The sequence below is a fragment of the Kitasatospora paranensis genome, from assembly GCF_039544005.1.
In the GTDB taxonomy this organism is placed as follows: Bacteria; Actinomycetota; Actinomycetes; order Streptomycetales; family Streptomycetaceae; genus Kitasatospora; species Kitasatospora paranensis.
Map to the genome: position 1 here is coordinate 2,672,353 of NZ_BAABKV010000001.1, position 21,663 is coordinate 2,694,015.

General features: G+C 74.4%; 17 protein-coding genes and 2 pseudogenes. 15 read left to right on the forward strand and 4 right to left on the reverse strand.

All coding sequences use genetic code 11. The annotated features are described in order from the left end of the window. The first annotated feature begins 6 nt into the window (after positions 1-6). From ABEB13_RS13135 to ABEB13_RS13175, 9 genes and pseudogenes are all read left to right on the forward strand, one after another. Entirely contained in the window at positions 7-1,173 is a 1,167-nt protein-coding gene (locus ABEB13_RS13135) for a nicotinate-nucleotide--dimethylbenzimidazole phosphoribosyltransferase (protein WP_345705652.1), read from the forward strand. After that, positions 1,145-1,956, forward strand: a pseudogene (locus ABEB13_RS13140) (adenosylcobinamide-GDP ribazoletransferase). The gene ABEB13_RS13135 and the pseudogene ABEB13_RS13140 overlap by 29 nt, the downstream one beginning before the upstream one ends. Before the next feature lie 270 nt (positions 1,957-2,226). Continuing rightward, complete coding sequence (locus tag ABEB13_RS13145) at positions 2,227-3,720, forward strand: leucyl aminopeptidase (RefSeq protein WP_345705653.1); 1,494 nt, start codon at positions 2,227-2,229, stop codon at positions 3,718-3,720. 409 nt (positions 3,721-4,129) lie between these two features. Beyond that, on the forward strand, positions 4,130-5,518 hold the full coding sequence (gene lpdA, locus ABEB13_RS13150; RefSeq protein ID WP_345705654.1) for a dihydrolipoyl dehydrogenase: 1,389 nt from the start codon (positions 4,130-4,132) through the stop codon (positions 5,516-5,518). A gap of 63 nt (positions 5,519-5,581) precedes the next feature. Further along, complete coding sequence (gene sucB, locus ABEB13_RS13155; protein WP_345705655.1) at positions 5,582-7,348, forward strand: 2-oxoglutarate dehydrogenase, E2 component, dihydrolipoamide succinyltransferase; 1,767 nt, start codon at positions 5,582-5,584, stop codon at positions 7,346-7,348. Positions 7,349-7,515: 167 nt separating this feature from the next. Beyond that, positions 7,516-8,031 carry a DUF4240 domain-containing protein gene (locus ABEB13_RS13160; RefSeq protein ID WP_345709652.1) on the forward strand — a complete coding sequence of 172 codons (516 nt, stop codon included), beginning with the start codon at positions 7,516-7,518 and terminating at the stop codon, positions 8,029-8,031. Between the two features lie 149 nt (positions 8,032-8,180). Continuing rightward, the gene (locus tag ABEB13_RS13165; protein ID WP_345705656.1) at positions 8,181-10,478 is read left to right on the forward strand and encodes an ATP-grasp domain-containing protein; all 2,298 of its coding nucleotides are present in this window, start codon (positions 8,181-8,183) and stop codon (positions 10,476-10,478) included. After that, positions 10,460-11,701: an ATP-grasp domain-containing protein gene (locus ABEB13_RS13170; protein ID WP_345705657.1), complete on the forward strand. Its 1,242-nt coding sequence runs from the start codon at positions 10,460-10,462 to the stop codon at positions 11,699-11,701. Before ABEB13_RS13165 ends, ABEB13_RS13170 begins: the two co-directional genes overlap by 19 nt. Next, positions 11,694-12,980, forward strand: coding sequence for an MFS transporter (locus tag ABEB13_RS13175; protein ID WP_345705658.1), 1,287 nt, complete (start codon positions 11,694-11,696; stop codon positions 12,978-12,980). The genes ABEB13_RS13170 and ABEB13_RS13175 overlap by 8 nt, the downstream gene beginning before the upstream one ends. A gap of 16 nt (positions 12,981-12,996) precedes the next feature. On the opposite strand, the gene ABEB13_RS13180 is transcribed toward ABEB13_RS13175, so the two are convergent. Both ABEB13_RS13180 and ABEB13_RS13185 read right to left on the reverse strand, forming a co-directional pair. After that, entirely contained in the window at positions 12,997-13,236 is a 240-nt protein-coding gene (locus ABEB13_RS13180; RefSeq protein WP_345705659.1) for an EamA/DMT transporter family protein, read from the reverse strand. Then, entirely contained in the window at positions 13,227-13,883 is a 657-nt protein-coding gene (locus tag ABEB13_RS13185; RefSeq protein ID WP_345705660.1) for a DMT family transporter, read from the reverse strand. The genes ABEB13_RS13180 and ABEB13_RS13185 overlap by 10 nt, the downstream gene beginning before the upstream one ends. A gap of 247 nt (positions 13,884-14,130) precedes the next feature. On the opposite strand from ABEB13_RS13185, the gene ABEB13_RS13190 reads away from it, so the two are divergent. Then, positions 14,131-14,619 carry a phosphoribosylanthranilate isomerase gene (locus ABEB13_RS13190; RefSeq protein ID WP_345705661.1) on the forward strand — a complete coding sequence of 163 codons (489 nt, stop codon included), beginning with the start codon at positions 14,131-14,133 and terminating at the stop codon, positions 14,617-14,619. Positions 14,620-14,697: 78 nt separating this feature from the next. Here the strand turns inward: ABEB13_RS13190 and ABEB13_RS13195 are convergent, their stop codons facing one another. Together ABEB13_RS13195 and pdxR are read right to left on the reverse strand one after the other, a co-directional pair. Then, positions 14,698-14,853, reverse strand: coding sequence for a hypothetical protein (locus tag ABEB13_RS13195; protein ID WP_345705662.1), 156 nt, complete (start codon positions 14,851-14,853; stop codon positions 14,698-14,700). Continuing rightward, complete coding sequence (gene pdxR / locus ABEB13_RS13200; protein WP_486335363.1) at positions 14,850-16,271, reverse strand: MocR-like pyridoxine biosynthesis transcription factor PdxR; 1,422 nt, start codon at positions 16,269-16,271, stop codon at positions 14,850-14,852. Before pdxR ends, ABEB13_RS13195 begins: the two co-directional genes overlap by 4 nt. A 215-nt stretch (positions 16,272-16,486) precedes the next feature. Here pdxR and ABEB13_RS13210 point away from each other — a divergent pair, with 215 nt between their 5' ends. The 5 genes and pseudogenes from ABEB13_RS13210 to trpA all read left to right on the forward strand — a co-directional run bounded on the left by ABEB13_RS13210 (position 16,487) and on the right by trpA (position 21,631). Next, entirely contained in the window at positions 16,487-17,809 is a 1,323-nt protein-coding gene (locus ABEB13_RS13210; protein WP_345705663.1) for a nucleotide sugar dehydrogenase, read from the forward strand. Beyond that, the gene (gene trpD, locus ABEB13_RS13215) at positions 17,809-18,834 is read left to right on the forward strand and encodes an anthranilate phosphoribosyltransferase (RefSeq protein WP_345705664.1); all 1,026 of its coding nucleotides are present in this window, start codon (positions 17,809-17,811) and stop codon (positions 18,832-18,834) included. The genes ABEB13_RS13210 and trpD overlap by 1 nt, the downstream gene beginning before the upstream one ends. A 32-nt stretch (positions 18,835-18,866) precedes the next feature. Beyond that, a pseudogene (locus ABEB13_RS40525) lies at positions 18,867-19,565 on the forward strand (indole-3-glycerol phosphate synthase TrpC); the annotation flags it as partial. Between the two features lie 85 nt (positions 19,566-19,650). Continuing rightward, on the forward strand, positions 19,651-20,844 hold the full coding sequence (trpB, locus tag ABEB13_RS13225) for a tryptophan synthase subunit beta (RefSeq protein ID WP_345705666.1): 1,194 nt from the start codon (positions 19,651-19,653) through the stop codon (positions 20,842-20,844). Next, positions 20,831-21,631: a tryptophan synthase subunit alpha gene (gene trpA / locus ABEB13_RS13230; protein WP_345705667.1), complete on the forward strand. Its 801-nt coding sequence runs from the start codon at positions 20,831-20,833 to the stop codon at positions 21,629-21,631. The genes trpB and trpA overlap by 14 nt, the downstream gene beginning before the upstream one ends. Positions 21,632-21,663: the final 32 nt, after the last annotated feature.

A 21,663-nucleotide genomic window follows, 5' to 3' on the forward strand; every position in this document is an offset into this window, starting at 1 on the left:
CGAGCGATGGACACGACCGTGGATCTCGATACCTTCTCCTCGCTGGTCGAGCGCCCCGACGAGAGCGCCCGCCGAGCCGCCGAGGAACACCGGCAGCAGCTCGACCTGCCGCCGGGCGGACTCGGCGCGCTGGAGGAGCTCGGCGCCTGGCTGGCGTCCGTGCAGGGCACCGCACCCGCGCGGCCGGTGACCGCCGCGAAGGTGCTGCTGTTCGCCGGCGACCACGGGGTCGCCGCGCTCGGCGTCTCCCGCCCCGACCCGGCCTCCGAGCCCGTCCCCAGCCCGATCGCGGGCCTGGGCAGCACCCCGGCGGCGAGCACCGTCCGCCGGGTGCACGCCGTCCTCGACGGCACCGCCCCGGTCGCCGTGCTGGCCCGCCGCTACGGCGCGGCCGTGCGGGTGGTGGACATCGCGGTCGACGCCGACCCCCTGGAGTTCCCCGAGGAGGTCTCGCGGCACCGGGTGCGGCGCGGCTCCGGCCGGATCGACGTCGAGGACGCGCTGACCGCCGACGAGGCCGTCCGGGCCTTCCGCGCCGGCATGGCCGTCGCCGACGAGGAGGCCGACCTCGGCACCGACCTGGTGCTGCTCGGCGACCTCGGGGCCGGCTCGACCACCGTCGCCGCCGTCCTGGTCGGCGCGCTGTGCGGCACCGACGCGGCGGCCGTCACCGGCCGCGGCTCCGGCATCGACGACCGGGTGTGGATGGTCAAGTGCGCGACCGTGCGGGACGCCCTGCGCCGCGCCAGGCCCGTGCTCGGCGACCAGCTCGCCCTGCTCGCCGCAACCGGCGGCGCCGACTTCGCCGCGATCACCGGCTTCCTGCTGCAGGCCGCCGTCCGCCGGCTGCCCGTGGTGCTGGACGGCGTGGTGTCCGCCGCGTGCGCGCTGGTCGCGCAGCGGGTCGCCTTCCGCGCCCCGGAGTGGTGGCGGGCCGGCCAGGACAGCGGCGAGCCCGCCCAGGCCAAGGCGTACGACCGGCTGACCCTGACCCCGCTCCAGCAGATCGGCGTCCGGGCCGGCGGCGGGGTCGGTGCGCTGCTGGCGCTGCCGCTCGTCCAGGCCGCCTCGGACGCGCTCGCCGAGCCGTCCGCCGTCCCGGCCGCCGCCCCGGTCGAGCCCCCGCCGCCGGCCAGGCTGCCGAGTGCGGCGGAGCTGCTGGGCCTGGGCTGAGGTGTTCCGGGGACGCCTGCCCGGGCTGCGGTTCGCCTTCGGGACGCTGTCCGTCCTGCGGGTGCACGTCGAACGCTGGGACCGGCCGACCGCCGGGCGGGCCATGCTGGCTGCGCCGCTGGTCGGGCTGGTGCTCGGGGCGGCCGCGGCCGGCGCGGGCGCGCTGGTGGCCGCCCGCGGCGGCGGGCTGCTCGCGGCCGTGACCGCGGTGGCGGTGCTGGCCGCCCTCACCCGCGGACTCCACCTGGACGGACTGGCCGACGTGGCCGACGGGCTGGGCAGCGGCAAGCCGGCCGAGGACGCGCTACGGATCATGAAGCAGTCCGACATCGGGCCGTTCGGCGTGCTCACCCTCGTCCTGGCGCTGCTCGCCCAGTGCGCCGCGCTGGCCGGACAGTTCGACCGCTCCCCGGACGCGGCGCGCTGGCCGTGCTGGCCTGCGCGGTGACCGCGCGCTGCGCCCTGGCCTGGGGCTGCCGGGCCGGGGTTCCGGCCGCCCGGCCGGGCGGGCTCGGCGCGATGGTCGCCGGCACCGTCCCCGGCCTCGGAGCGGTGGCGGTGTCGGCCGGGTCGGCGGTGCTGCTGGGCCTGGCCGGCCTGCCCTGGGGCGCCCGGGCCGCGGCGTACCCGGCCGCCCTCGTGGCCGGGCTGCTCTGCGCGGGGCTGCTGCTGCGCCGCTGCGTCCGGCGCTTCGACGGGATCACCGGGGACGTGCTGGGCGCGATGGCGGAGACCGCGGCGACCGGCACCCTGGTCGCCGTGGCACTGATCGTCCCGCGCTGAACCGGCCCGCCCGGGCCGTTCGCTGACGGCCGATCATCTCCGCGCCCACCCGGCCGACCTGCGCGGACCGGCCCGGCGGGGACGGGCGGTGACGGTGCGGCACCGCCGCGGTGCCCGGGGCCGGAGCCGCGCAATCCCACTATGCGGACTACCATGCCTGGAGCACCGTAGCCCTGCGCCCCGTTTCCCCGCGGAGTACGCCGGGGTTATGCCGGTGGGGCACCCCGAGCCGTACCGGCCGTGGACCGCGAAAGAACAGGACGCATTGACGTGACTGCACTGTCTGTGAGCACCTCCTCCGCCGCAAGCCTGCGCGCGGACGCCGTGGTGATCGGCGTGGCGAAGGGCCCCAAGGGCCTGCTGCTCGCCCCCGGCGCCGAGGCGGTGGCCGAGGCGTTCGACGGCACGCTGGCGGAGGTCCTCGCCACCCTGGGCGCCACCGGCGCCGAGGGTGAGGCGGTCAAGGTCCCCGCCGCGGCAGGTCTGAAGGCCCCGCTCGTGCTCGCCGTGGGTCTCGGCGAGGCCGCGGAGAACGGCTGGGCGGCCGAGGCGCTGCGCCGGGCCGCCGGCGTCGCGGCGCGCACCCTGGCAGGCGTGAAGAAGGCCGCGCTTGCGCTGCCCGCGGACTCCGCCGAGCAGGTCGAGGCCGTCGCGCTGGGCGGTCTGCTCGGCGCGTACGCGTTCGGCGCGTACAAGGGCGAGGGCGGCAAGGCCCCGGTCGGCGAGCTGACCGTGGTGACCACCCGCAAGGGCGGCAAGGAGGCCAAGGCCGCGGTCGAGCGCGCCACCGCGCTGGGCGAGGAGATGAACCGGGCCCGCGACCTGGTCAACACCGCCCCGAACGACCTCAACCCGAAGTCGTTCGCGGCGATCGCGCAGGCGGCCGGCAAGGAGCACGGCCTCAAGGTCGAGGTGCTGGACGAGAAGGCGCTGCTGAAGGGCGGCTTCGGCGGCATCCTGGGCGTCGGCGTCGGCTCCGCCAACCCGCCCCGGCTGGTGAAGGTGGCCTACACCCACCCGAAGGCGAAGGCCTCGCTGGCGTTCGTCGGCAAGGGCATCACCTACGACTCGGGCGGCATCTCGCTGAAGCCGGCCGGCCACAACGAGACCATGAAGTGCGACATGGCCGGCGCCGCCGCGGTGTTCGCCGCCGTGGTCGCCGCCAAGCGTCTGGGCCTGCAGGTCAACGTCACCGCCTGGCTGGCGCTGGCCGAGAACATGCCGTCCGGCTCGGCGACCCGCCCCGGCGACGTGCTGCGGATGTACGGCGGCAAGACCGTCGAGGTCCTGAACACCGACGCCGAGGGCCGCCTGGTGCTCGCCGACGCGATCGTGCGGGCCGGCGAGGAGAACCCGGACGTCATCGTGGACGTCGCCACCCTGACCGGCGCGATGGTGCTGGCGCTCGGCAACCGCACCTTCGGCGTGATGGCCAACGACGACGCGCTGCGCACCAGGCTGCACGAGACCGCGGAGGCGGTCGGCGAGCAGTCCTGGCCGATGCCGCTCCCGGCCGACCTGCGCAAGGGCATGGTGGAGTCGACCATCGCCGACCTCGCCAACATGGGCGAGCGGATGGGCGGCGGCCTGGTGGCCGGCCTGTTCCTCAAGGAGTTCGTGGCCGAGGGCATCGACTGGGCGCACCTGGACATCGCGGGCCCGGCGTTCAACGAGGCCGGCCCGTTCGGCTACACCCCCAAGGGCGGCACCGCGAGCGCGGTGCGCACCCTGGTGCGGTACGCCGAGGACGTCGCGGCCGGCTGACCGGTCGTGCTCCCGAAGGGTCCGGTGCCGCGGGGCACCGGGCCCTTCGTCGCATTTTACTTACCAGCGGGTAATACCACGGACCGGCCGCGGCCATCGGAAAAGATCGTGTTCGCCGCGGGCGAAACTCTGTTCCGCACTGCGGAAGAGCATCGGCCCCGCGGCCCGCCCGCCGCGCCTCCCCGCCCCGACAGCACCGCTGTGAGCTGCGGTGATACCCACCCGTACGGGGCATTCGAGCACCGCGTGAGCGGCGTGGCCCGCCCGCCGGAGCGGCCCCGGACACCAGTCGCCTCGAACAAGTGCAAAGATGTATTTCCGGCACGACTGGGCGCCTTACAAAGGCTTCCCGCACCACCGGACCGCGACCGGCCCGGCGAACCGCACACCTTTGCATGGAGGACGTGACGTGGCGAACGACGCCAGCACCGTTTTCGACGTAGTCATTCTCGGAGGCGGAAGCGGCGGTTACGCCGCGGCGCTCCGCGCCGCCCAGCTGGGCCTGAGCGTCGCACTGATCGAGAAGGGCGAACTCGGCGGGACCTGCCTGCACCGCGGCTGCATCCCGACCAAGGCCCTGCTGCACGCGGCCGAGGTCGCGGACGAGACCCGCGAGGCCGCCGAGTTCGGCGTGCTCGCGACCTTCCAGGGCATCGACATCAAGGGCGTCCACAAGTACAAGGACGACGTGGTCAGCGGCCTGTACAAGGGCCTGCAGGGCCTGGTCGCCTCCCGCAAGGTCACCTTCATCCAGGGTGAGGGCCGGCTGTCCTCGCAGACCTCGGTGGACGTGAACGGCCAGCGCGTCGAGGGCCGCCACATCGTCCTCGCCACCGGCTCCGTCCCGAAGTCGATCCCGGGCCTCACCATCGACGGCGACCGGATCATCTCCTCGGACCACGCCCTCAAGCTCGACTCCATCCCGAAGTCGGCGGTCATCCTCGGCGGCGGCGTCATCGGCGTCGAGTTCGCGTCGGTCTGGAAGTCCTTCGGCGTCGACGTCACCATCGTCGAGGCCCTGCCGCACCTCGTGCCGCTGGAGGACGACAACTCCTCCAAGCTGCTGGAGCGCGCGTTCCGCAAGCGCGGCATCAAGTTCGAGCTGAAGGCCCGCTTCTCCGGTGTCGAGTACACCGAGAACGGCGTCCGCGTCTCGACCGAGAACGGCAAGCAGATCGACGCCGACCTGCTGCTCGTCGCCATCGGCCGCGGCCCGGTCTCGGCCGGCCTGGGCTACGAGGAGCAGGGCGTCGCGATGGACCGCGGCTACGTCCTGGTCGACGAGTACCTGCGCACCAACGTGCCCACGATCTCGGCCGTCGGCGACCTCGTCCCGACCCTGCAGCTCGCCCACGTCGGCTTCGCCGAGGGCATGCTCGTCGCCGAGCGCCTGGCGGGTCTCAAGACCGTGCCGATCGACTACGACGGCATCCCGCGGGTGACGTACTCCAACCCCGAGGTCGCCTCGGTGGGCCTGTCCGAGGCCAAGGCCGTCGAGCAGTACGGCAAGGACAAGATCGTCACCCTGAAGTACAACCTGGCCGGCAACGGCAAGAGCAAGATCCTGAAGACCGCCGGCGAGATCAAGCTCGTCCAGGTCAAGGACGGCGCCGTGGTGGGTGTCCACATGGTCGGCGCCCGGATGGGCGAGCAGGTCGGCGAGGCCCAGCTGATCTACAACTGGGAGGCCCTGCCCTCCGAGGTCGCGCAGCTCATCCACGCGCACCCCAGCCAGTCCGAGGCCCTCGGCGAGGCGCACCTGGCGCTGGCCGGGAAGCCGCTGCACGCGCACGACTGATCCGCGGCACCCCCTTAGTTCACCCATTCCTGTACGCAAGACTTGATAGGAGTCGCTGGAACCATGGCGGTCTCAGTAACACTGCCCGCACTGGGCGAGAGCGTGACCGAGGGCACCGTCACCCGCTGGCTGAAGGCCGAGGGTGAGCGCGTGGAGGTCGACGAGCCCCTGCTCGAGGTGTCCACCGACAAGGTCGACACCGAGATCCCGGCGCCCGCGTCCGGCATCCTGGCCTCGATCAAGGTCGGCGAGGACGAGACGGTGGAGGTCGGCGCCGAGCTGGCCATCATCGACGACGGCTCCGGCGCCCCGGCTGCCGCGCCGGCCCCGGCCGCCGAGGCCGCTCCCGCCGCCGCCCCGGCCCCGGTGGCCGAGGCCCCCGCCGCGGCCCCGGCCGCCCCCGCCGCTCCGGCTCCCGCTGCCGCCGCCCCGGCGGCCGACGCCACCCCGGTGCTGCTCCCCGCGCTCGGCGAGTCCGTCACCGAGGGCACCGTCACCCGCTGGCTGAAGGCCGAGGGCGACACCGTCGAGGTCGACGAGCCGCTGCTCGAGGTCTCCACCGACAAGGTCGACACCGAGATCCCGTCGCCGGTCGCCGGCACCCTGGTGAAGATCCTGGTCGGCGAGGACGAGACGGCCGAGGTCGGTGCCCAGCTGGCGCTGATCGGTGCCGCCGGTGCCGTCGCCGCCGCCCCGGCCGCTCCGGCCGCCCCCGCTGCTCCGGCCGCGCCGGCCCCCGTGGCCGCCGCCCCGGCCCCGGTGGCTCCCGCCGCCCCGGCTGCTCCGGCCGCCCCGGCCGCGCCCGCTCCGGTGGCAGCCGCCCCCGCCCCGGTCGCCGCTCCGGCCCCCGTGGCCGCGCCGGCCCCGGTGGCTCCGGCCGCCCCCGCCGCCCCGGCCGCCGCGGCCGACAGCGGTGACGCCTACGTCACCCCGCTGGTGCGCAAGCTCGCCGCCGAGCACGGCGTCGCGCTGGCCTCCGTCACCGGCAGCGGTGTCGGCGGTCGCATCCGCAAGCAGGACGTGCTGGCCGCCGCCGAGGCCGCCAAGGCCGCGCCGGCGCCCGCCGCCGCCCCGGCCGCCGCGCCCAAGGCCGCCGCCGCCCCGTCCCCGCTGCGCGGCCAGACGGTCAAGATGAGCCGCATGCGCAAGGTCATCGGCGACAACATGCTGAAGGCCCTGCACGAGCAGGCCCAGCTGACCAGCGTGGTCGAGGTGGACGTCACCAAGATCATGGCGCTGCGCGGCAAGGCCAAGGACTCCTTCCTCGCCCGCGAGGGCGTGAAGCTGTCCCCGATGCCGTTCTTCGTGAAGGCCGCCGCCCAGGCGCTGAAGGCCCACCCGGTCATCAACGCCCGGATCAACGAGGCCGAGGGCACCATCACCTACTTCGACACCGAGAACATCGGTATCGCGGTGGACTCCGAGAAGGGTCTGATGACCCCGGTCATCAAGGGTGCGGGCGACCTCAACATCGCCGGTGTCTCCAAGAAGACCGCGGAGCTGGCCGGCAAGGTCCGCGGCAACAAGATCACCCCGGACGAGCTGTCCGGTGCGACCTTCACCATCAGCAACACCGGCTCGCGCGGTGCGCTGTTCGACACCGTCATCGTGCCGCCGAACCAGGTCGCCATCCTGGGCATCGGCGCCACCGTGAAGCGCCCGGTCGTCATCGAGGCCGACGGCGGCACCGCCATCGGCATCCGCGACATGACCTACCTGTCGCTCTCCTACGACCACCGCCTGGTGGACGGCGCCGACGCCGCCCGCTACCTGGTGGCCGTCAAGGAGATCCTCGAGGCCGGCGAGTTCGAGGTCGAGCTCGGTCTGTGAGTCCCCACGGCAGATCGGCCCCCGTCCCGGGTTTCCGGGGCGGGGGCCCGCCGTTTCCCCGCAGCGCCGCGCCCGTGCCCCGGGCGGGGCGCCCGTGACAGGGTCCGCGCCTTCGAACCCGTGTGTCGCATGCGATCGCCGGGGCGAGCGAGGATGCTGGAGCAGTGATGTACGAGACGGACTTCTGGCAGCTGATCGACGCGACCCGCGAGGCCGCCGACGGGGATCCGGACGAGCAGGCGGACGCGCTGGTGGACCGGCTGGCGCAGCTCACCCCGGACGACGTCGTGGACTTCGCCCGGCTCTTCGAGGCGCGCTTCCAGCGCGCCTTCACCGTCGACCTCTGGGGCGCCGCGCACCTGCTGCTCGGCGGCGCCTCCGAGGAGGACTTCGACTTCTTCCGGTGCTGGCTGATCGGCCAGGGCCGTGAGGTGTACGAGGGCGCGGTGCACCACCCCGACGAACTGGCCGACCTGGTGCCCGACTTCGACGAGGACGAGGACGGCGACGCGGAGGACCTCGGCTACGCCGCCGACGAGGCGCACGAGCAGCTGACCGGCCTGCCGCTGCCCGAGCTGGGCCTGGAGCAGCCGGACGGACCGGAGGGCGCCCCCTTCGACTTCGAGGACCCGGACATCATGGCCAAGCAGTATCCCCGCCTCTGGGAGCGCTACGGCGGCTGACCGGCCGGCCCCCGGGGACAAGTGGACCGGGCGGTTCCCCCGCTAGTGGTCTGGAGCCGGACCTGACACCTTCGCAGACTGGTGGCATATCCGTTCGAAGTCCGCCGCATCGGTGCGCGGACTCGGGGAGTGCCGAGGCGGGGGACGCTGTGACCGGGTTGCGCACCAGCACCGAGGACGGACGGGAACGTCCGCCCTCGGTGATCGTCGGATACGGCCACGCAGGCCGGGATCTGCACCACCAGGCGCTGCGGTCCCTCCACGGGGCCGACTTCGAGGTCCTCGTGGTCGACCCGGCCCTGACCGAAGCGCCTCCCGGCACCCGGCTGCTGCCCTCGCTGCGCGCCGCCGCCGAGGCCGGCCCGGTCGAGGAGACGATCTTCCACGTCGCGACCCCGCCCCGCGACCACCTGGGCTGCGTCGAGGAGCTGGTGGCGCTCGGCGCGCGCCGGATCATCCTGGAGAAGCCGATCGCGCCGACCTCGGCGGAGAGCCGCAAGCTCTGCGAGCTGGCCGGCGAGGCCACCATCCTGCCGGTCAGCGTCTGGCCCAACAGCAAGGTGACCGAGCGGCTGCGGCAGATCGTCGCGGACGGCGAGGTCGGCGAGCCGGTCGCGCTGTACATGGAGCAGAGCAAGCCCCGCTTCGGGCGCACCGGCTCGTCCGACTCGCACCGCACGGCCTTCCAGGTGGAACTCCCGCACCAGGTCCTGCTCGCCCTCCACCTGGCGGGCGACGCGGCCCGGATCCTCTCCTCGCCGACCTGGTCGATGCCGCTGCCCGACCGCTCGGTGCCCGCCATGGGCGGCGCCCTGCTGCGGCTGGAACACGTCGGCGGGATGGTCAGCACGCTGCTGAGCGACCTCACCTCGCCCTCGCGCCGCCGCCACCTGCGGCTGACCGGCACCCGGGGCGAGATCCTGGCCGACTTCCCGGTCAGCACGGACGACGCGTTCGGGCAGATCCGGATCGCCGGGCGGCCCGGCCGCGCGGTGATCGAGGACGCGCCGCTGACCGCCTTCATCGAGAGCGCGTACGCCCACCTCACGGGTGAGGGCCGCTGCCGCCGGCCGACCTGCTGCTGCACCACCGCACCATCGAACTGCTCGAAGAGGCGCAGGCCCGGGCCGTCCCCACCGAGCTGGAGGAGCTGGCGACATGGTGAGGATCGCGATCGTCGAGCCGCGCTCGGCGGGCCACCGGCTGATCGACCGGGGGCCGAACTCGGCCACGAGGTGGTGGTGGTGACCGCCGGACACGGTGAGCGGCGGGTGCCGGACGCCCACCTCGCCCACGCGGCCCTGGTCGAGACGGTGGACACCAACGACGACGCGGCGACCCTCGCCCTGCTGCGCGGCCTGCACGCCCGCGCGCCGCTGGCGGCCGTCGTGCCCGGGTTCGAGCACTACGTGCCGCTGGCCGCCGCGGCCGCCGCCGAGCTCGGCCTGCCGGGGCTGACGGCCCGTACGGCGGTGGCGCTGCGGCACAAGCACGTGATGCGCGAGGTGCTGCGGGCGCACGGCATCGACCAGCCGGGCCACGTCCTGGTCGCCGAGGAGGAGCAACTCGCCTCCGCCGTCGCGGCCGTGGGCCTGCCGTGCGTGGTGAAGCCGGTCGACCAGTCGGGCAGTCTGCACGTCTGCAAGGCCGCCACGGCCGCCGAGGCGCTCGCGGCGTTCCGCCGGATCCGCGGCTACGGCGCCGGGTACCTGGACCGGGCCGGCCTGCCGCTGGTGCTGGTCGAGGAGTACGTCGCCGGACCGGAGTTCAGCGTCGAGGGGTACGTCGAGGACGGCCGGGTGACGGTGCTCGGCATCACCGAGAAGCAGCTCGGGCCGGAGCCGTGGTTCGTCGAGGTCGGACACCTGGTGCCGGCCCGGCTGGAGCCGTCCGTCGCCGCCGGCGTCGAGGAGTACACCCGGCGCACCGTGACCGCCCTCGGCCTCGAACTCGGGCCCTTCCACGCCGAGCTGAGGCTCTCCGCGCGCGGCCCGCTGCTGATGGAGGTGGCCGCCCGGCTCCCCGGGGACCGCATCCCCGACCTGCTGCGGCTGGCCCACGGCATCGACCTGTACGAGATCACGCTGCGCTGCCACCTCGGCCTGCCGGCGGCGCCGCGGCCGCCGGCGGGCGGTACCGGGCATGCCGGGATCCGCTTCCTGCTCCGTCCCGACCTCGACCGCTACCGCGCGATGGTGGTCGACCCGGTCCTGCGGGCGGACGCGCGGATCCGCGAGATCGGCGTGCTGATCGAGCCCGGTGCGCCGATCCCGCCGCGGGGCAGCTCGTCGAGCCGGCTCGGCTACGCCATCGCCGCGGGGCCCGGCCGCGACGAGACCGCGGCGGCCCTGGACGCCGCCGAGCGCGGCGTGCGCTTCACGCCGCCGTCCTCCCCCGCCACGACCACCGCACCCCGAACGGAGCCCCCATGGGACGGCACGTCCTGATCCTCAACCGCTGGAACAACCGGTTCGCCGAGTACCACCGCTACCTGGACCACCGGGTCGACCGGGTGAGCTACCTGACCACCGCGGCCGGGCGCGGCCCGCTGGACGCGGCGCTGGCCGAGGAGATCCGGGAGGTGGCCGACCTGGCCGACCGGGCCGAGGTGATCGCGGCGGCCGCCGAACTCGTCGCCGCGCACGGGCCGTTCACCCATGTGCTGGCGCTGTCCGAGTTCGATCTGGAGCTCGGCGCGGAGCTGCGCGAGGCGCTCGGCGTGCCCGGCAAGGGCAGCGCGGAAGTCCGGCTGGTGCGCGACAAGGTCGTCATGAAGGCGGCGGTGGCCGCCGCCGGCCTGCGCGTCCCGGCGAACCGCGCGGTCGCGTCCGCCGACGAGGTCCGCGCCTTCGCCACCGAGCACGGCTTCCCGTTCGTGCTCAAGCCGCGGGCGGGCGCCGACAGCCAGGGCGTGCACATCCCGGCGGACGCGGCGGCGCTCGACGCGGTGCTGGCCCGGGAGGCGGCGGACGACGGCACCCTGACGGACCAGCAGTGCGAGGAGTTCGTCGACGGGACGCTGTACCAGGTGGACGGCGTGGTCAGCGGCGGGGTGCTGCGGACGGTGCGCAGCTGGCGCTGCCTGGGCTCGTGCCTGGACTTCGCGGTCGGCTCGCCGTTCGGTTCGGTGGCCAACGACGACCCGGCCTTCGAGGCCCGGGTGGTGGAGTTCACCGAGGGCGTGCTGGCCGCGCTGCAGCTCACCGACGAGGTCTTCCACCTGGAGATCTTCCGGACGGCCGGCACCGACGAACTGGTCTTCCTGGAGATCGGCGCCCGGGCGGGCGGCGGCCAGGTCCGGTTCGTCTGGGAGGAGGTGTACGGCCTGGACCTCATCGAGGCCTCGGTGCACGTCCAGCTCGGCGTGGAACGGGAGTACCCGCGGGCCGACGTCGGCGGCGAGGTCGCCGGGTACCTGATGATGCCCGAGCCGCCGGTGCGGCCCGCCGTGGTGCACCGGGTGGCCCCGCTCGGCGGGGCCGTCCCGGAGATCTACGCCGAGGCGCTGCCGCCGGCCGGGACCGTGCTGGACGGCAACGGCGGGGCGGTGCACACGGCCGGCGCCTTCCGCTTCCGGGCCGGCACCTCGGCGCAGGTGCAGAGCGCGATCGAGACCGCTGTGAAGCTGTACGAGATCGACTGGTCACCCGCGGAGGCGACCGGTGTCTGAGCTCCGGCCGGCCGCCGGCGGGACGCTCTGGCGGCATGCGGACTTCCTGCGGCTGTGGGCGGGCCAGACGGTGGCGCTGTTCGGCGCGCAGGTCACCCTGCTCGCGCTGCCGCTGACCGCCATGCAGGTGCTGGACGCCGCACCCGGCCAGCTCGGCCTGCTGAACGCGATGGAGTACCTGCCGGTCGCCTGCGTCACCCTGCTCGCCGGTGTGCTGGCGGACCGGGTGCGCCGCCGGCCGCTGCTGATCACCGCGAACGTGGGACGGGCGCTGGTGCTGGCCCTCGTCCCGGCGTTCGCCTGGGCCGGGCACCTGTCGATGGGCCTGCTGTACGCGGTCGCCTTCGCCACCGGGCTGTTCACCGCCCAGTTCGACGTCGCGTACCAGGCCTTCCTGCCGACCCTGATCGAGCGGCGGCTGCTGGTGGAGGGCAACAGCAAGCTGCAGTCCAGCCAGTCGGTGGCGCAGACCGCCGGGCAGGGGCTCAGCGGTGTGCTGATCCAGCTGCTGACGGCGCCGGTCGCCGTCGTGGTCAACTCGGCCGGCTATCTGCTGTCGGTGGTGTCGCTGCTGGCCATCCGCACGCCGGAGCCCGTGCACGACGGGCCCCGGCGCAGTGTCCGGGCGGAGATCGCCGAGGGGTTCCGGGTCACCATGGCGCACCCCGTGCTGCGCGTGGTGATGGTCGAGTCGGCCTGGTTCAACCTGCTGTGGGACGTGGTGCTGGTGGTGGTGCCGATCTTCGGCGTCCGTTCGCTGCACCTCGGTGCGGCCGGGCTGGGGCTGGTGATCGCGGCCGGCAGCATCGGCGCGTTCGGCGGCTCGCTGGTGGCCCGCCGGTTCGGCACCCAGGTGGGCACCGGCCGGGCGATGGCGGCCGGGATGCTGCTGGCCTGCGCGGCGCTCCTGCTGCTCCCGGCCGCGGGCGGGCCGACGCCGGTGGCGGTGGCCGTGCTGACCGCGGGCTACGTCCTGAACGGGTTCGGCATGACGGTCTTCAACGTGCACTCGGTGGCGCTGCGGCAGGCCCTGGTGCCGACCGAGCTGACCGGCCGGGTGAGCGCCACCTTCCGGTTCGCGGCGTTCGCGGTGATCCCGGTCGGCGGCTTCGCCGGCGGGCAGCTCGCGGGATGGCTGGGGCCGCGACCGGCGCTGCTGATCGCGGTGGTCGGCCTGGTGCTGGGGGCGGTCGTCTTCTACGCCTCGCGGGTCGTCCGGCGGGCCGGCGCGCCGAATCCGGCCGCGGAGGCAGCGCCGGCCCTGGTGCCCGCCGGGTGAACACGGCCCGGGCGGGTCAGCCCTCGGCCCGGGCGGCCGGCCCCGATCCGACCCCGTAGAGCACCGCCGCACCGACCATGGCGGCGCCGAGCAGGGCGCTCGGCGCCAGTCGGCCGGTGCCGAGCACCGGCCCGAGGAGGACGGCGGTGAGCGGGACGATCCCGGCGAACAGCCCCGCCCGGTCGACGCCGAGCAGGCCGATGCCCCGGTACCAGAGGAAGAAGGCGAGGGCGGTGACCACCAGCGTCAGGTACACCAGGGCCAGGCCCTCGGTGCGGGTGGGCAGGCGCAGCGCGGCCGCCCCTCGGTCAGCGCGGCGGCCAGGCCGAGCAGCGGCGCCGCGGCGAGGCAGGCCAGCCCGGACAGCCGGCGCGGACCGAGCGCGGGCAGCAGGCCGACGGCGAGCAGGGAGAAGCAGCATTCGCAGGCCAGTGCGCCGAGCGCGTACAGCAGGCCGGTGGCCGAGCCGGCGCCGAAGGTCTGGATGACGCAGACGCCGGCCGTGGTGACCAGGGCGCAGACCGCGACCCGGGTGGAGGGCCGGCGGGCTGCGCCGAGCGGGCCGGCCAGGGCGAGCACCACGGGCGCCGCGCCGACCACCGCTCCGACCGTGGACGGGTCAGCGTGCTGGACGGCCTTGAGCAGGCAGACGTTGAAGCCGGCCATCCCGGTGGCGGCGAGGAGCAGGATTCTGGTCCACTGGGCGGGTGTCGGCCGGGCGGCCGGTGCACCGGCCCGGTGGGCCAGCAGGAGGATCAGGCCGGCCACCAGGTAGCGCCAGGCCTGGCCGGACAGCAGCGGATAGCCGGTGAGGACCGGGCTGACCGCGGCGGAGCTCCCGACGGCCACCATGGCGGCGGCGGCGCACAGGCTCCCGCGTAGCGTGTTTGCGTCAATCGGCATACGGAAGAACGTAGGGCACTCCGTCGGCCGTTGAGCCGGGCCACTTCCGGTCCGGTTCACCGAACCAATTGCCCTGCCGGGTGCGGTGCGCGCCCGGCGGGGCCCGTCAGTGGGGAGACACCAGCAACGTGTTCGTCAAGATCTGCGGTCTGAGCACCGCGCGGGACGTCGCCGCAGCCGTCGGGGCCGGGGCGGACGCGGTGGGCTTCGTGCTCACCGAGAGCCCGCGCCGGGTCTCCCCGAGGTGGTGCGCGGCCTGGTCGAGGAGGTGCCCGACGGGGTGCTCACGGTGGCGGTGTTCCGGGAGGAGCCGTCGGCCGAGGTGCGCCGGGCGGCGCTGGCGGCCGGGGTCGGCGCGGTGCAGCTGCACGGCGGCCACCCGGCTTCCGCCTTCGCCGAGTTGGCGGATCTGGGGCTGACCCTGGTGCGGGCCACCACGGCGGCGCTGGCGGCCGGCGCGTCGGTCGGGGACTTCGGTGAGGACCTGATGATCCTGGATTCGCCGAGCCCGGGCTCCGGTGAGCCGTGGAACTGGTCGGACCTGGGCGCGAACCGGCCGAGCGGATCGTGGATGCTCGCGGGCGGGCTCGGCCCGGGCAACGTGGCGGAGGCCGTCGCCGCGGCCCGCCCGTGGGGGGTGGACGTCTCCAGCGGGGTCGAGGTGCGGCGCGGCGTCAAGAGCCCCGAGCTGATCGAGGAGTTCGTCCGGCGGGCGCGGCTCGCCCCGACGGGCTGAGCCGGCACCGTCGGTGGTGCACCGCGAGGGCCGTCGTCCGGGTGTCCGGGCGGCGGCCCTCGCGCGTGGGCGGGGCGGTCAGCAGCGCCCGGCCGGGGCGGGCCGGGCCACCCTGCGGTGCACGGGGGCGGCGGGCGGGCGGCGGCGGCCGGCGCGCTGCTCGTCGACGGCGTCGCGGATGGCGTACATCGACTCGGCGATGCCGGCGAGCGGCAGGGTCGAGTAGCCGATCACGAGGGCGGCCGGGTGCTCGCCCGGGCCGAACCGGTGGCGCCGGCCGCCGTGCACCAGGACGGACCGTGCCAGGGCGGCCTCCACCAGCACCGACTCGTCGATGTCCGGGGGAGTTCGAGGTAGGCGTGCAGCCCGGCCGAGGATCCGGCGACCCGGGCGAACGGCAGGTGCAGGTCCACGGCCTGGGTGAAGGCCTCCCGGCGCGAGCGGTAGCGGGAGCGGACGCGGCGCAGGTGGCGGTCCAGCATGCCGCTGGTGATGAGTTCGGCGAAGGCCCGCTGGGTGATGCCGTCGGAGCCGAGGTCGTGCCGGGATCTGATCCGGCCGATCATCGCGGCGAGGTGCGGCGGGATGACCATCCAGCCGAGCCGCAGCCCCGGCACCAGGGCCTTGCTGGCGGTGCCGGCGTAGACCACGTGGTCGGGTGCCATGGACTGGAGCGCGGAGGGGCGGCTGTGGCGGTCGAACCAGAACTCGCCGTCGTAGTCGTCCTCGATGATGAGCCCGTCCACCTCCTCGGCCCAGCGGACGAGGTCGCGGCGGCGCTGCGCGGACATGGTGACGCCGGTCGGGAACTGGTGGGCGGGTGTCACCAGGACGGCCCGGACCCCGGTCGAGGCGAGGTACTCGACGTCGATCCCGTCGGCGTCCACCGGGACGGGCACGGTGTGCATGCCGCTGTCGTCGATGAACCGGCGCTGGCCGCTGTGGCCCGGGTCCTCGATCGCCAGCGTCCGGACCCCGAGCCGGGGCAGTGCCTCGCAGAGCAGGGAGAGCCCCTGGGCGAAGCCCGCCGTCACCATCACCGTGTCGGTGCTGCCGCGTACCCCGCGCACCCGGCCGAGATAGCCGGCGAGCGCATCGCGCAGCGCCGCCAGACCGGCGACGGGCGGATAGTCGAGTTCGTCGCGGCCGGCTGCCGCGAGGACCGTCCGATAACAGGCCAGCCACTCGATGCGCGGAAAATTGGTCACATTTGCACGGCCGGTGCGAAGGTCCCAGGAGACGGGTAACGCCGGCTCCCGCTCCACCAGCGGCGTGGAATTCGTTGATGTTTCACCGTACGGCCGTTCGGCGACCCGCGTCCCGGATCCCTGGAGGCATATGAGATATCCCTCGGCGGTCAGCTGCTCGTATGCCTCGACCGCCACGCTCCGCGATATGCCCAGGTCACTGGCGAGTTGGCGGGTGGACGGGAGGCGGGTGCCGGGATGCAGGATCCGTTCGGCGATCCGACATTTGACGGCTTCCTGGATTTGCTTTGTCAGCGACTCGCTGGATTCACGATCCACCTCGATCGAGATGTGCCATGTCATACCGCGCCCCTCCCCAAGAGCCGTGGCCAGCCTGCCACACGAACTCTCCACATTACATAGCCACAGCTTGCAAATTTTCAAATCCCGCGGCTCCCGGACCATTCGCCCAGTCCGGCATATCCGCGCGCAAATCGGGCCCCTCCGGCGCCGTCCGCACCGGGCCGGCTGGTCTGTTCCGGGAGCGCCCGAGTGGTCTGGGTGCCCGTCAACTCCAGCTGGTCGACTGAGGGCACTGCACACCGAGCCGCTAGCAGGACTGAGGGAACGAAGACATGACGAGCTTGTCCGGTCACGCTCTCACCGTCGCGAGGACGGACGTGACAACGGCCCACGAGCCGATCCAGACCACCGCCGAGGGCTTCGACGCCCGGGTCGCCGACCGCACCCTGACGGTGGGAATCGTCGGACTCGGCTACACCGGGCTCCCGTTGGCGATCGGGTTCGCCACCGCCGGATTCGGCGTGGTGGGCGTCGACCTCGACACCGCCAAGGTCGCGGCGGTCAACCGGTCCGAGTCCTACCTGCCCGACCTGACCGACATCGAACTGCAGGACGTCGCCGAGAAGTTGACGGCCGTGGCCGACCCGGCCGCGCTGCGCGGCGCGGACGCCGTGGTGATCTGCGTCCCCACGCCGGTCACCCCCGAGCAGACCGCCGACCTGAGCTTCGTGGACGCCGCGGTGGCGAGCGTGCTGCCGTACCTGCGGGCCGGCAGCCTGGTCGTCCTGCAGTCCACCGTGCCCGCGGGCACCACCGCGGGCATCGCCCGCACCATCGCGGACCGTACCGGCCTTCGGCCGGGCGAGGACCTCTTCCTGGCGATGGCCCCGGAGCGGGTCGACCCGGCCAACACCAACGGCTGGACGCTGCTGAACACGCCGAAGCTGGTCGGCGGCGTCGGCCCGGAGTCCACCCGGCGGGCGCAGCTGCTGTTCGAGCAGATCTGCCGCACCGTCGTCCCGGTCTCCGACCCCGCTGTCGCCGAACTGTCGAAGGTGTACGAGAACACCTTCCGGCTGGTCAACATCGCACTGTCGCTGGAGCTCTCGGACCTCTGCCGATCGCTCGGCCTGCCCGTGCGGGAGGTCGTCGACGCGGCCGCCACCAAGCCGTTCGGCTTCCTGGCGCACTACCCCGGCCCCGGGGTGGGCGGCGAGTGCATCCCGGTGGACCCGCTGTTCCTGAGCGAGCGCGCCCGGCGCGAGGGCGTCGCCCTGGAGCTGGTGGACACCGCCCACCGGCGGGTGTCCGAGCGCCCGCGCCAGGTCGTCGCCCGGGTGGCCGACCTGCTGGCGGCCCGCGGTGTCGCCACCGCGGGCGCCGAGGTCCTGCTGGTCGGCGTGAGCTACAAGCCCGGCGTGGCCGACCTGCGCAACGCCCCGGCCCTGGACGTCATCCGCGGCCTGCGCGAACTGGGCGCCGAGGTCTCCTACTTCGACCCGATGGTGCCCGACCTGGAGGTCGACGGCACCGCCGTCAAGGTGGCCGCCTGGAGCCGCGAGACGCTCGCCGCCGCGGACTGCGCGGTGCTGATCACCCCGCACGGCCGGCTGGCCGGCGACCCGGCCTGGTCGGCGGCCCGGCTGGTGCTGGACACCCGCAACGAGCTGGCGCCGGCCGACAACGTCGAGGTGCTGTGATGGCTCCCGCCGCGGTGCTCACCGCCTCGACCCGGCAGCTGGTCCTGGGCCGGGCGCTGGATGCGGACACCGCCTTCGAGGCCGTCTCGACGCTGCTGGACGGGGCGACCGACCCGGTCGACGCGGCCGCCTTCCTGACGGCGATGTCCGCCAAGCGCCCCTCCTCGACCGAACTGGCCGCCACCGTCCGGGTGATCCTGGCCGCGGCCCGCCCGGTGGCCTGGGACGGCCCGGCCGTCGACGTGGTCGGCAGCGGCGGCGACGGCAGCGACTCGGTGAACGTCTCCACCGTGGCGGGCCTGCTCGCCGCGGCCGCCGGGGCGACGGTCGCCAAGGCCGGCAACCGCGCCGCCACCAGCCGCTGCGGCAGCGCCGACGTGCTGGAGGCGCTGGGCGTGCCGATCGACTCCGTCGGGCGCGTGCCGGCCCTGCTCGCGGAGCACCGGTTCGCCTTCCTGTTCTCGCCGGCCGTGCACCCGCTGATCGGGCGGCTCACGCCCGTCCGGCGGCGGCTGGGGTTCCGCACGCTGTTCAACCTGGCCGGCCCGCTGGCCAACCCCGTCCGGTTGAGCGGCCGGCTGATCGGCGCCGCCGACCCCCGCGACCAGGACGTGATGGCCGAGGCCGCGGCCGAGCTCGGCCTGCGGCGGACGTGGGTCGTGCACGGCCACGGCGGCCTGGACGAGCTGACCACCTCCGGGGCCAACCGGGTGCTGACCGTGGACGAGGGTCTCATCAGCGAGAGCGACTTCGACCCGGCGGGCCTCGGTCTGCGGCCGGCCGGGGCGGAGGACCTGCGCGGCGGGGACACCGCCGCCAACGCCGCCGCCGCCCGGGCCGTCCTGGACGGCACCGCACCGGCCCCGGTGGTGGACACCTGCCTGCTCAACGCGGCCGCCGTGCTGCAGCTGGCCGGCCTCGCCGCCGACCTGCCGGCCGGGCTCGACCTCGCCCGCGGTGCGATCGCCTCCGGCGCCGCCCGGGACCTGCTCGCCGGCCTGGCCGCCACCCCCTCACCGATCTGACGCACCACCGCTACCGAAGGAGAGCCGTTCCCGTGCACCTCGACGAGATCGTCGCGCGCAAGCGCGAGGACTGGAGCCGGATCACCGGTGTCCCGTCCCTGGGCGCCGCACGCCCCGCACCCGCCGTGCCCGGCACCTTCGCGGCCGCGCTGCGCGGCGCGGAGGTGTCGGTGATCGCGGAGGTCAAGCCCAAGTCGCCGTCCAAGGGGCAGCTGCTCGCCCCAGAGCGTGCGGCCGGGCAGGCCCGCACCTACGCCGCGGCCGGTGCGTCCGCGGTCTCGGTGCTGGCCGACACCCCGTACTTCGGCGGGTCGCCGGAGCTGGTGGCCGAGATCGCGGCGGACCCGCAGGTCACCGTGCCGGTGCTGTACAAGGACTTCCTGGTGGACGTGCGGCAGGTCGAACTCGCCCACCGCACCGGCGCCGACGCCGTGCTGCTGATCGTCCGCGCGGTCGACGACGCGCTGCTGAAGGACCTGCTGCAGACCGCGGCCGGGCTGGGCCTGGACGCCCTCGTGGAGACCTTCACCGCACAGGAGATCGAGCGGGCCCTGGCGGCCGGCGCGACCATCGTCGGCATCAACAATCGCGACCTGCAGACGTTCTCGGTGGATCTGGAGAACTCCGCGCGGCTGCGGGCCGGCATCCCCGCGGGGGTGCTGACGGTGAGCGAGAGCGGCATCGGCGGGCGGGCCGACCTGGAGCGGGTCGCCGGCCACGGCTTCGACGCCGCGCTGATCGGCGAGAACCTGCTCGGCGCGGCCGACACCGCCCAGGCCCTCTCCGCCCTGCTGGGCGTCACGGTCGGGGGACGGCATGAGCGGCCGGTTCGGCAACTACGGTGGGCAGTTCGTCGCGGAGACCCTGGTCGGCCCGCTGGAGGAGCTGTGGGACACCTACCTGGCGGCCCGCCAGGACCCGACCTTCGAGGCGGAGCTGGACAACCTGCTGGCCACCTTCGTGGGGCGGCCCACGCCGCTCACCCGGCTGCGCCGGCTGGGCGCCGATCACGGGGTGACCATCTGGCTCAAGCGCGAGGACCTCACGCACACCGGCGCCCACAAGATCAACAATGCCATCGGGCAGGCCCTGCTGGCCCACCGCCTGGGCAAGCGCCGGATCATCGCCGAGACCGGGGCGGGCCAGCACGGCGTCGCCGTCGCCGCCGCCTGCGCGTACCTCGGCCTGGACGCCACCATCTACATGGGCCGGGTGGACGCCGCCCGGCAGGAGCCCAACCTCCAGCGGATGAAGCTGCTCGGCGCCGAGGTCCGGCTGGTCGACCTGGGCACCGCGACCCTCAAGGACGCCGTCAACGAGGCGATCCGCGACTGGATCACGCACCCCGACGACACCCACTACCTGCTCGGCTCGGTGGTCGGTCCGCACCCCTTCCCGAGCATCGTCCGCGACTTCCAGTCGGTGATCGGCCGCGAGGCGCGCGAGCAGTTCCTGGCCGTGGCCGGGCAGCTGCCGGACGCGGTGATCGCCTGCGTCGGCGGCGGCTCCAACTCGATCGGCGTCTTCAGCGGCTTCCTCGACAACGACGTGCGGCTGGTCGGCGTCCAGGCCGCCGGGGACGGCAGCGGCCGGCTCGGCCACCACGCGGCGCCGCTGCTCTACGGCGAGCCCGGCGTGCTGCAGGGCATGCGGACGTACCTGCTGCAGGACGACGACGGCCAGGTCCTGCTCACCCACAGCATCGCGCCCGGCCTCGACTACCCGGGCGCCGGCCCCGAGCACAGCCACCTCAAGGACAGCGGCCGGGTCGAGTACCTGACGGCCTCCGACGACGAGGCGCTGGCGGCCTTCCAGCTGCTGGCCCGGGCCGAGGGCATCGTGCCCGCCCTGGAGTCCTCGCACGCGGTCGCCGCGGCCCTGCGGCTGGCCCCCACCTTCCCCCGCGGCAGCCAGCTCCTGGTCAACCTCTCGGGCCGCGGCGACAAGGACCTCACCTCGGCCATCGCGGCCATCGGACAGCGAAGGGAGCACAGCGGTGGAACGGCTTGAGAAGACCTTCGCCCGGCTCGCCGAGCGCGGCGAGACCGCGCTCGTGGCGTACCTGACGGGCGGCTACCCGAGCCTGGCCGAGACCGGCCCGCTGATCGAGGCGGTCAGCTCGGCCGGCGCCGACATCATCGAGCTCGGGGTGGCGTTCTCCGACCCGCTCGGCGACGGCCCGGTCATCCAGGCGACCACCCAGGCCGCCCTGGACGGCGGCGCGACCGCCGCCGCCGTGCTGGACATCGTGGCCGGTGCCCGGGAGAACGGCGTGCAGACCCCCATCATGCTGATGGGGTACTGCAACCCGTTCCTGCGCTACGGCCTGGAGCAGCTGTACGCCGACGCCAAGGCGGCCGGCGCGGACGGCTTCATCGTCCCCGACCTGCCCGCGCACGAGGCCGACGAGTGGCTCGCCGCCGCCCGCACCCACGACATGGCCCAGGTGTTCTTCTCCGCGCCGGGCAGCAGCGAGGAGCGGCTGCGCAACACCGCGGCACGCTCCCGCGGCTTCCTCTACTCGCTGGCCGCCAACGGCGTTACCGGTGTCCGCGAGGAGCTCGACCCGGGCATCGACGCCTACCTGGAGCGGGTCGGGGACGCGGCCGGCACGCTGCCGGTCTGCGTCGGCTTCGGCATCTCCCGGCCCGAGCACGTGCGGGCGCTGCGCGGCCGGGCCGCGGGCGTCATCGTCGGCAGCGCGCTGCTGCGCGCCATCGGCGACGCGGACACCCCCGCCGGCCGCATCCTGGCCGCCTCCCGGCTGGTCGGCGAGCTGAAGGAGGCCTGCCGGTGAGCGCCCCCGGGAGGAGATCCCGTTCTTCACCG

Coding starts and splice junctions, on each gene's coding strand:
- ABEB13_RS13170 (WP_345705657.1), top strand. CDS start 10,460: ATGGGACGGCACGTCCTGATCCTCAACCGCTGGAACAACCGGTTCGCC.
- pdxR (WP_486335363.1), bottom strand. CDS start 16,271: ATGGTCCGGGAGCCGCGGGATTTGAAAATTTGCAAGCTGTGGCTATGT.
- trpB (WP_345705666.1), top strand. CDS start 19,651: ATGAGCGGCCGGTTCGGCAACTACGGTGGGCAGTTCGTCGCGGAGACC.
- sucB (WP_345705655.1), top strand. CDS start 5,582: ATGGCGGTCTCAGTAACACTGCCCGCACTGGGCGAGAGCGTGACCGAG.
- ABEB13_RS13160 (WP_345709652.1), top strand. CDS start 7,516: ATGTACGAGACGGACTTCTGGCAGCTGATCGACGCGACCCGCGAGGCC.
- trpD (WP_345705664.1), top strand. CDS start 17,809: ATGGCTCCCGCCGCGGTGCTCACCGCCTCGACCCGGCAGCTGGTCCTG.
- ABEB13_RS13135 (WP_345705652.1), top strand. CDS start 7: ATGGACACGACCGTGGATCTCGATACCTTCTCCTCGCTGGTCGAGCGC.
- ABEB13_RS13185 (WP_345705660.1), bottom strand. CDS start 13,883: ATGCCGATTGACGCAAACACGCTACGCGGGAGCCTGTGCGCCGCCGCC.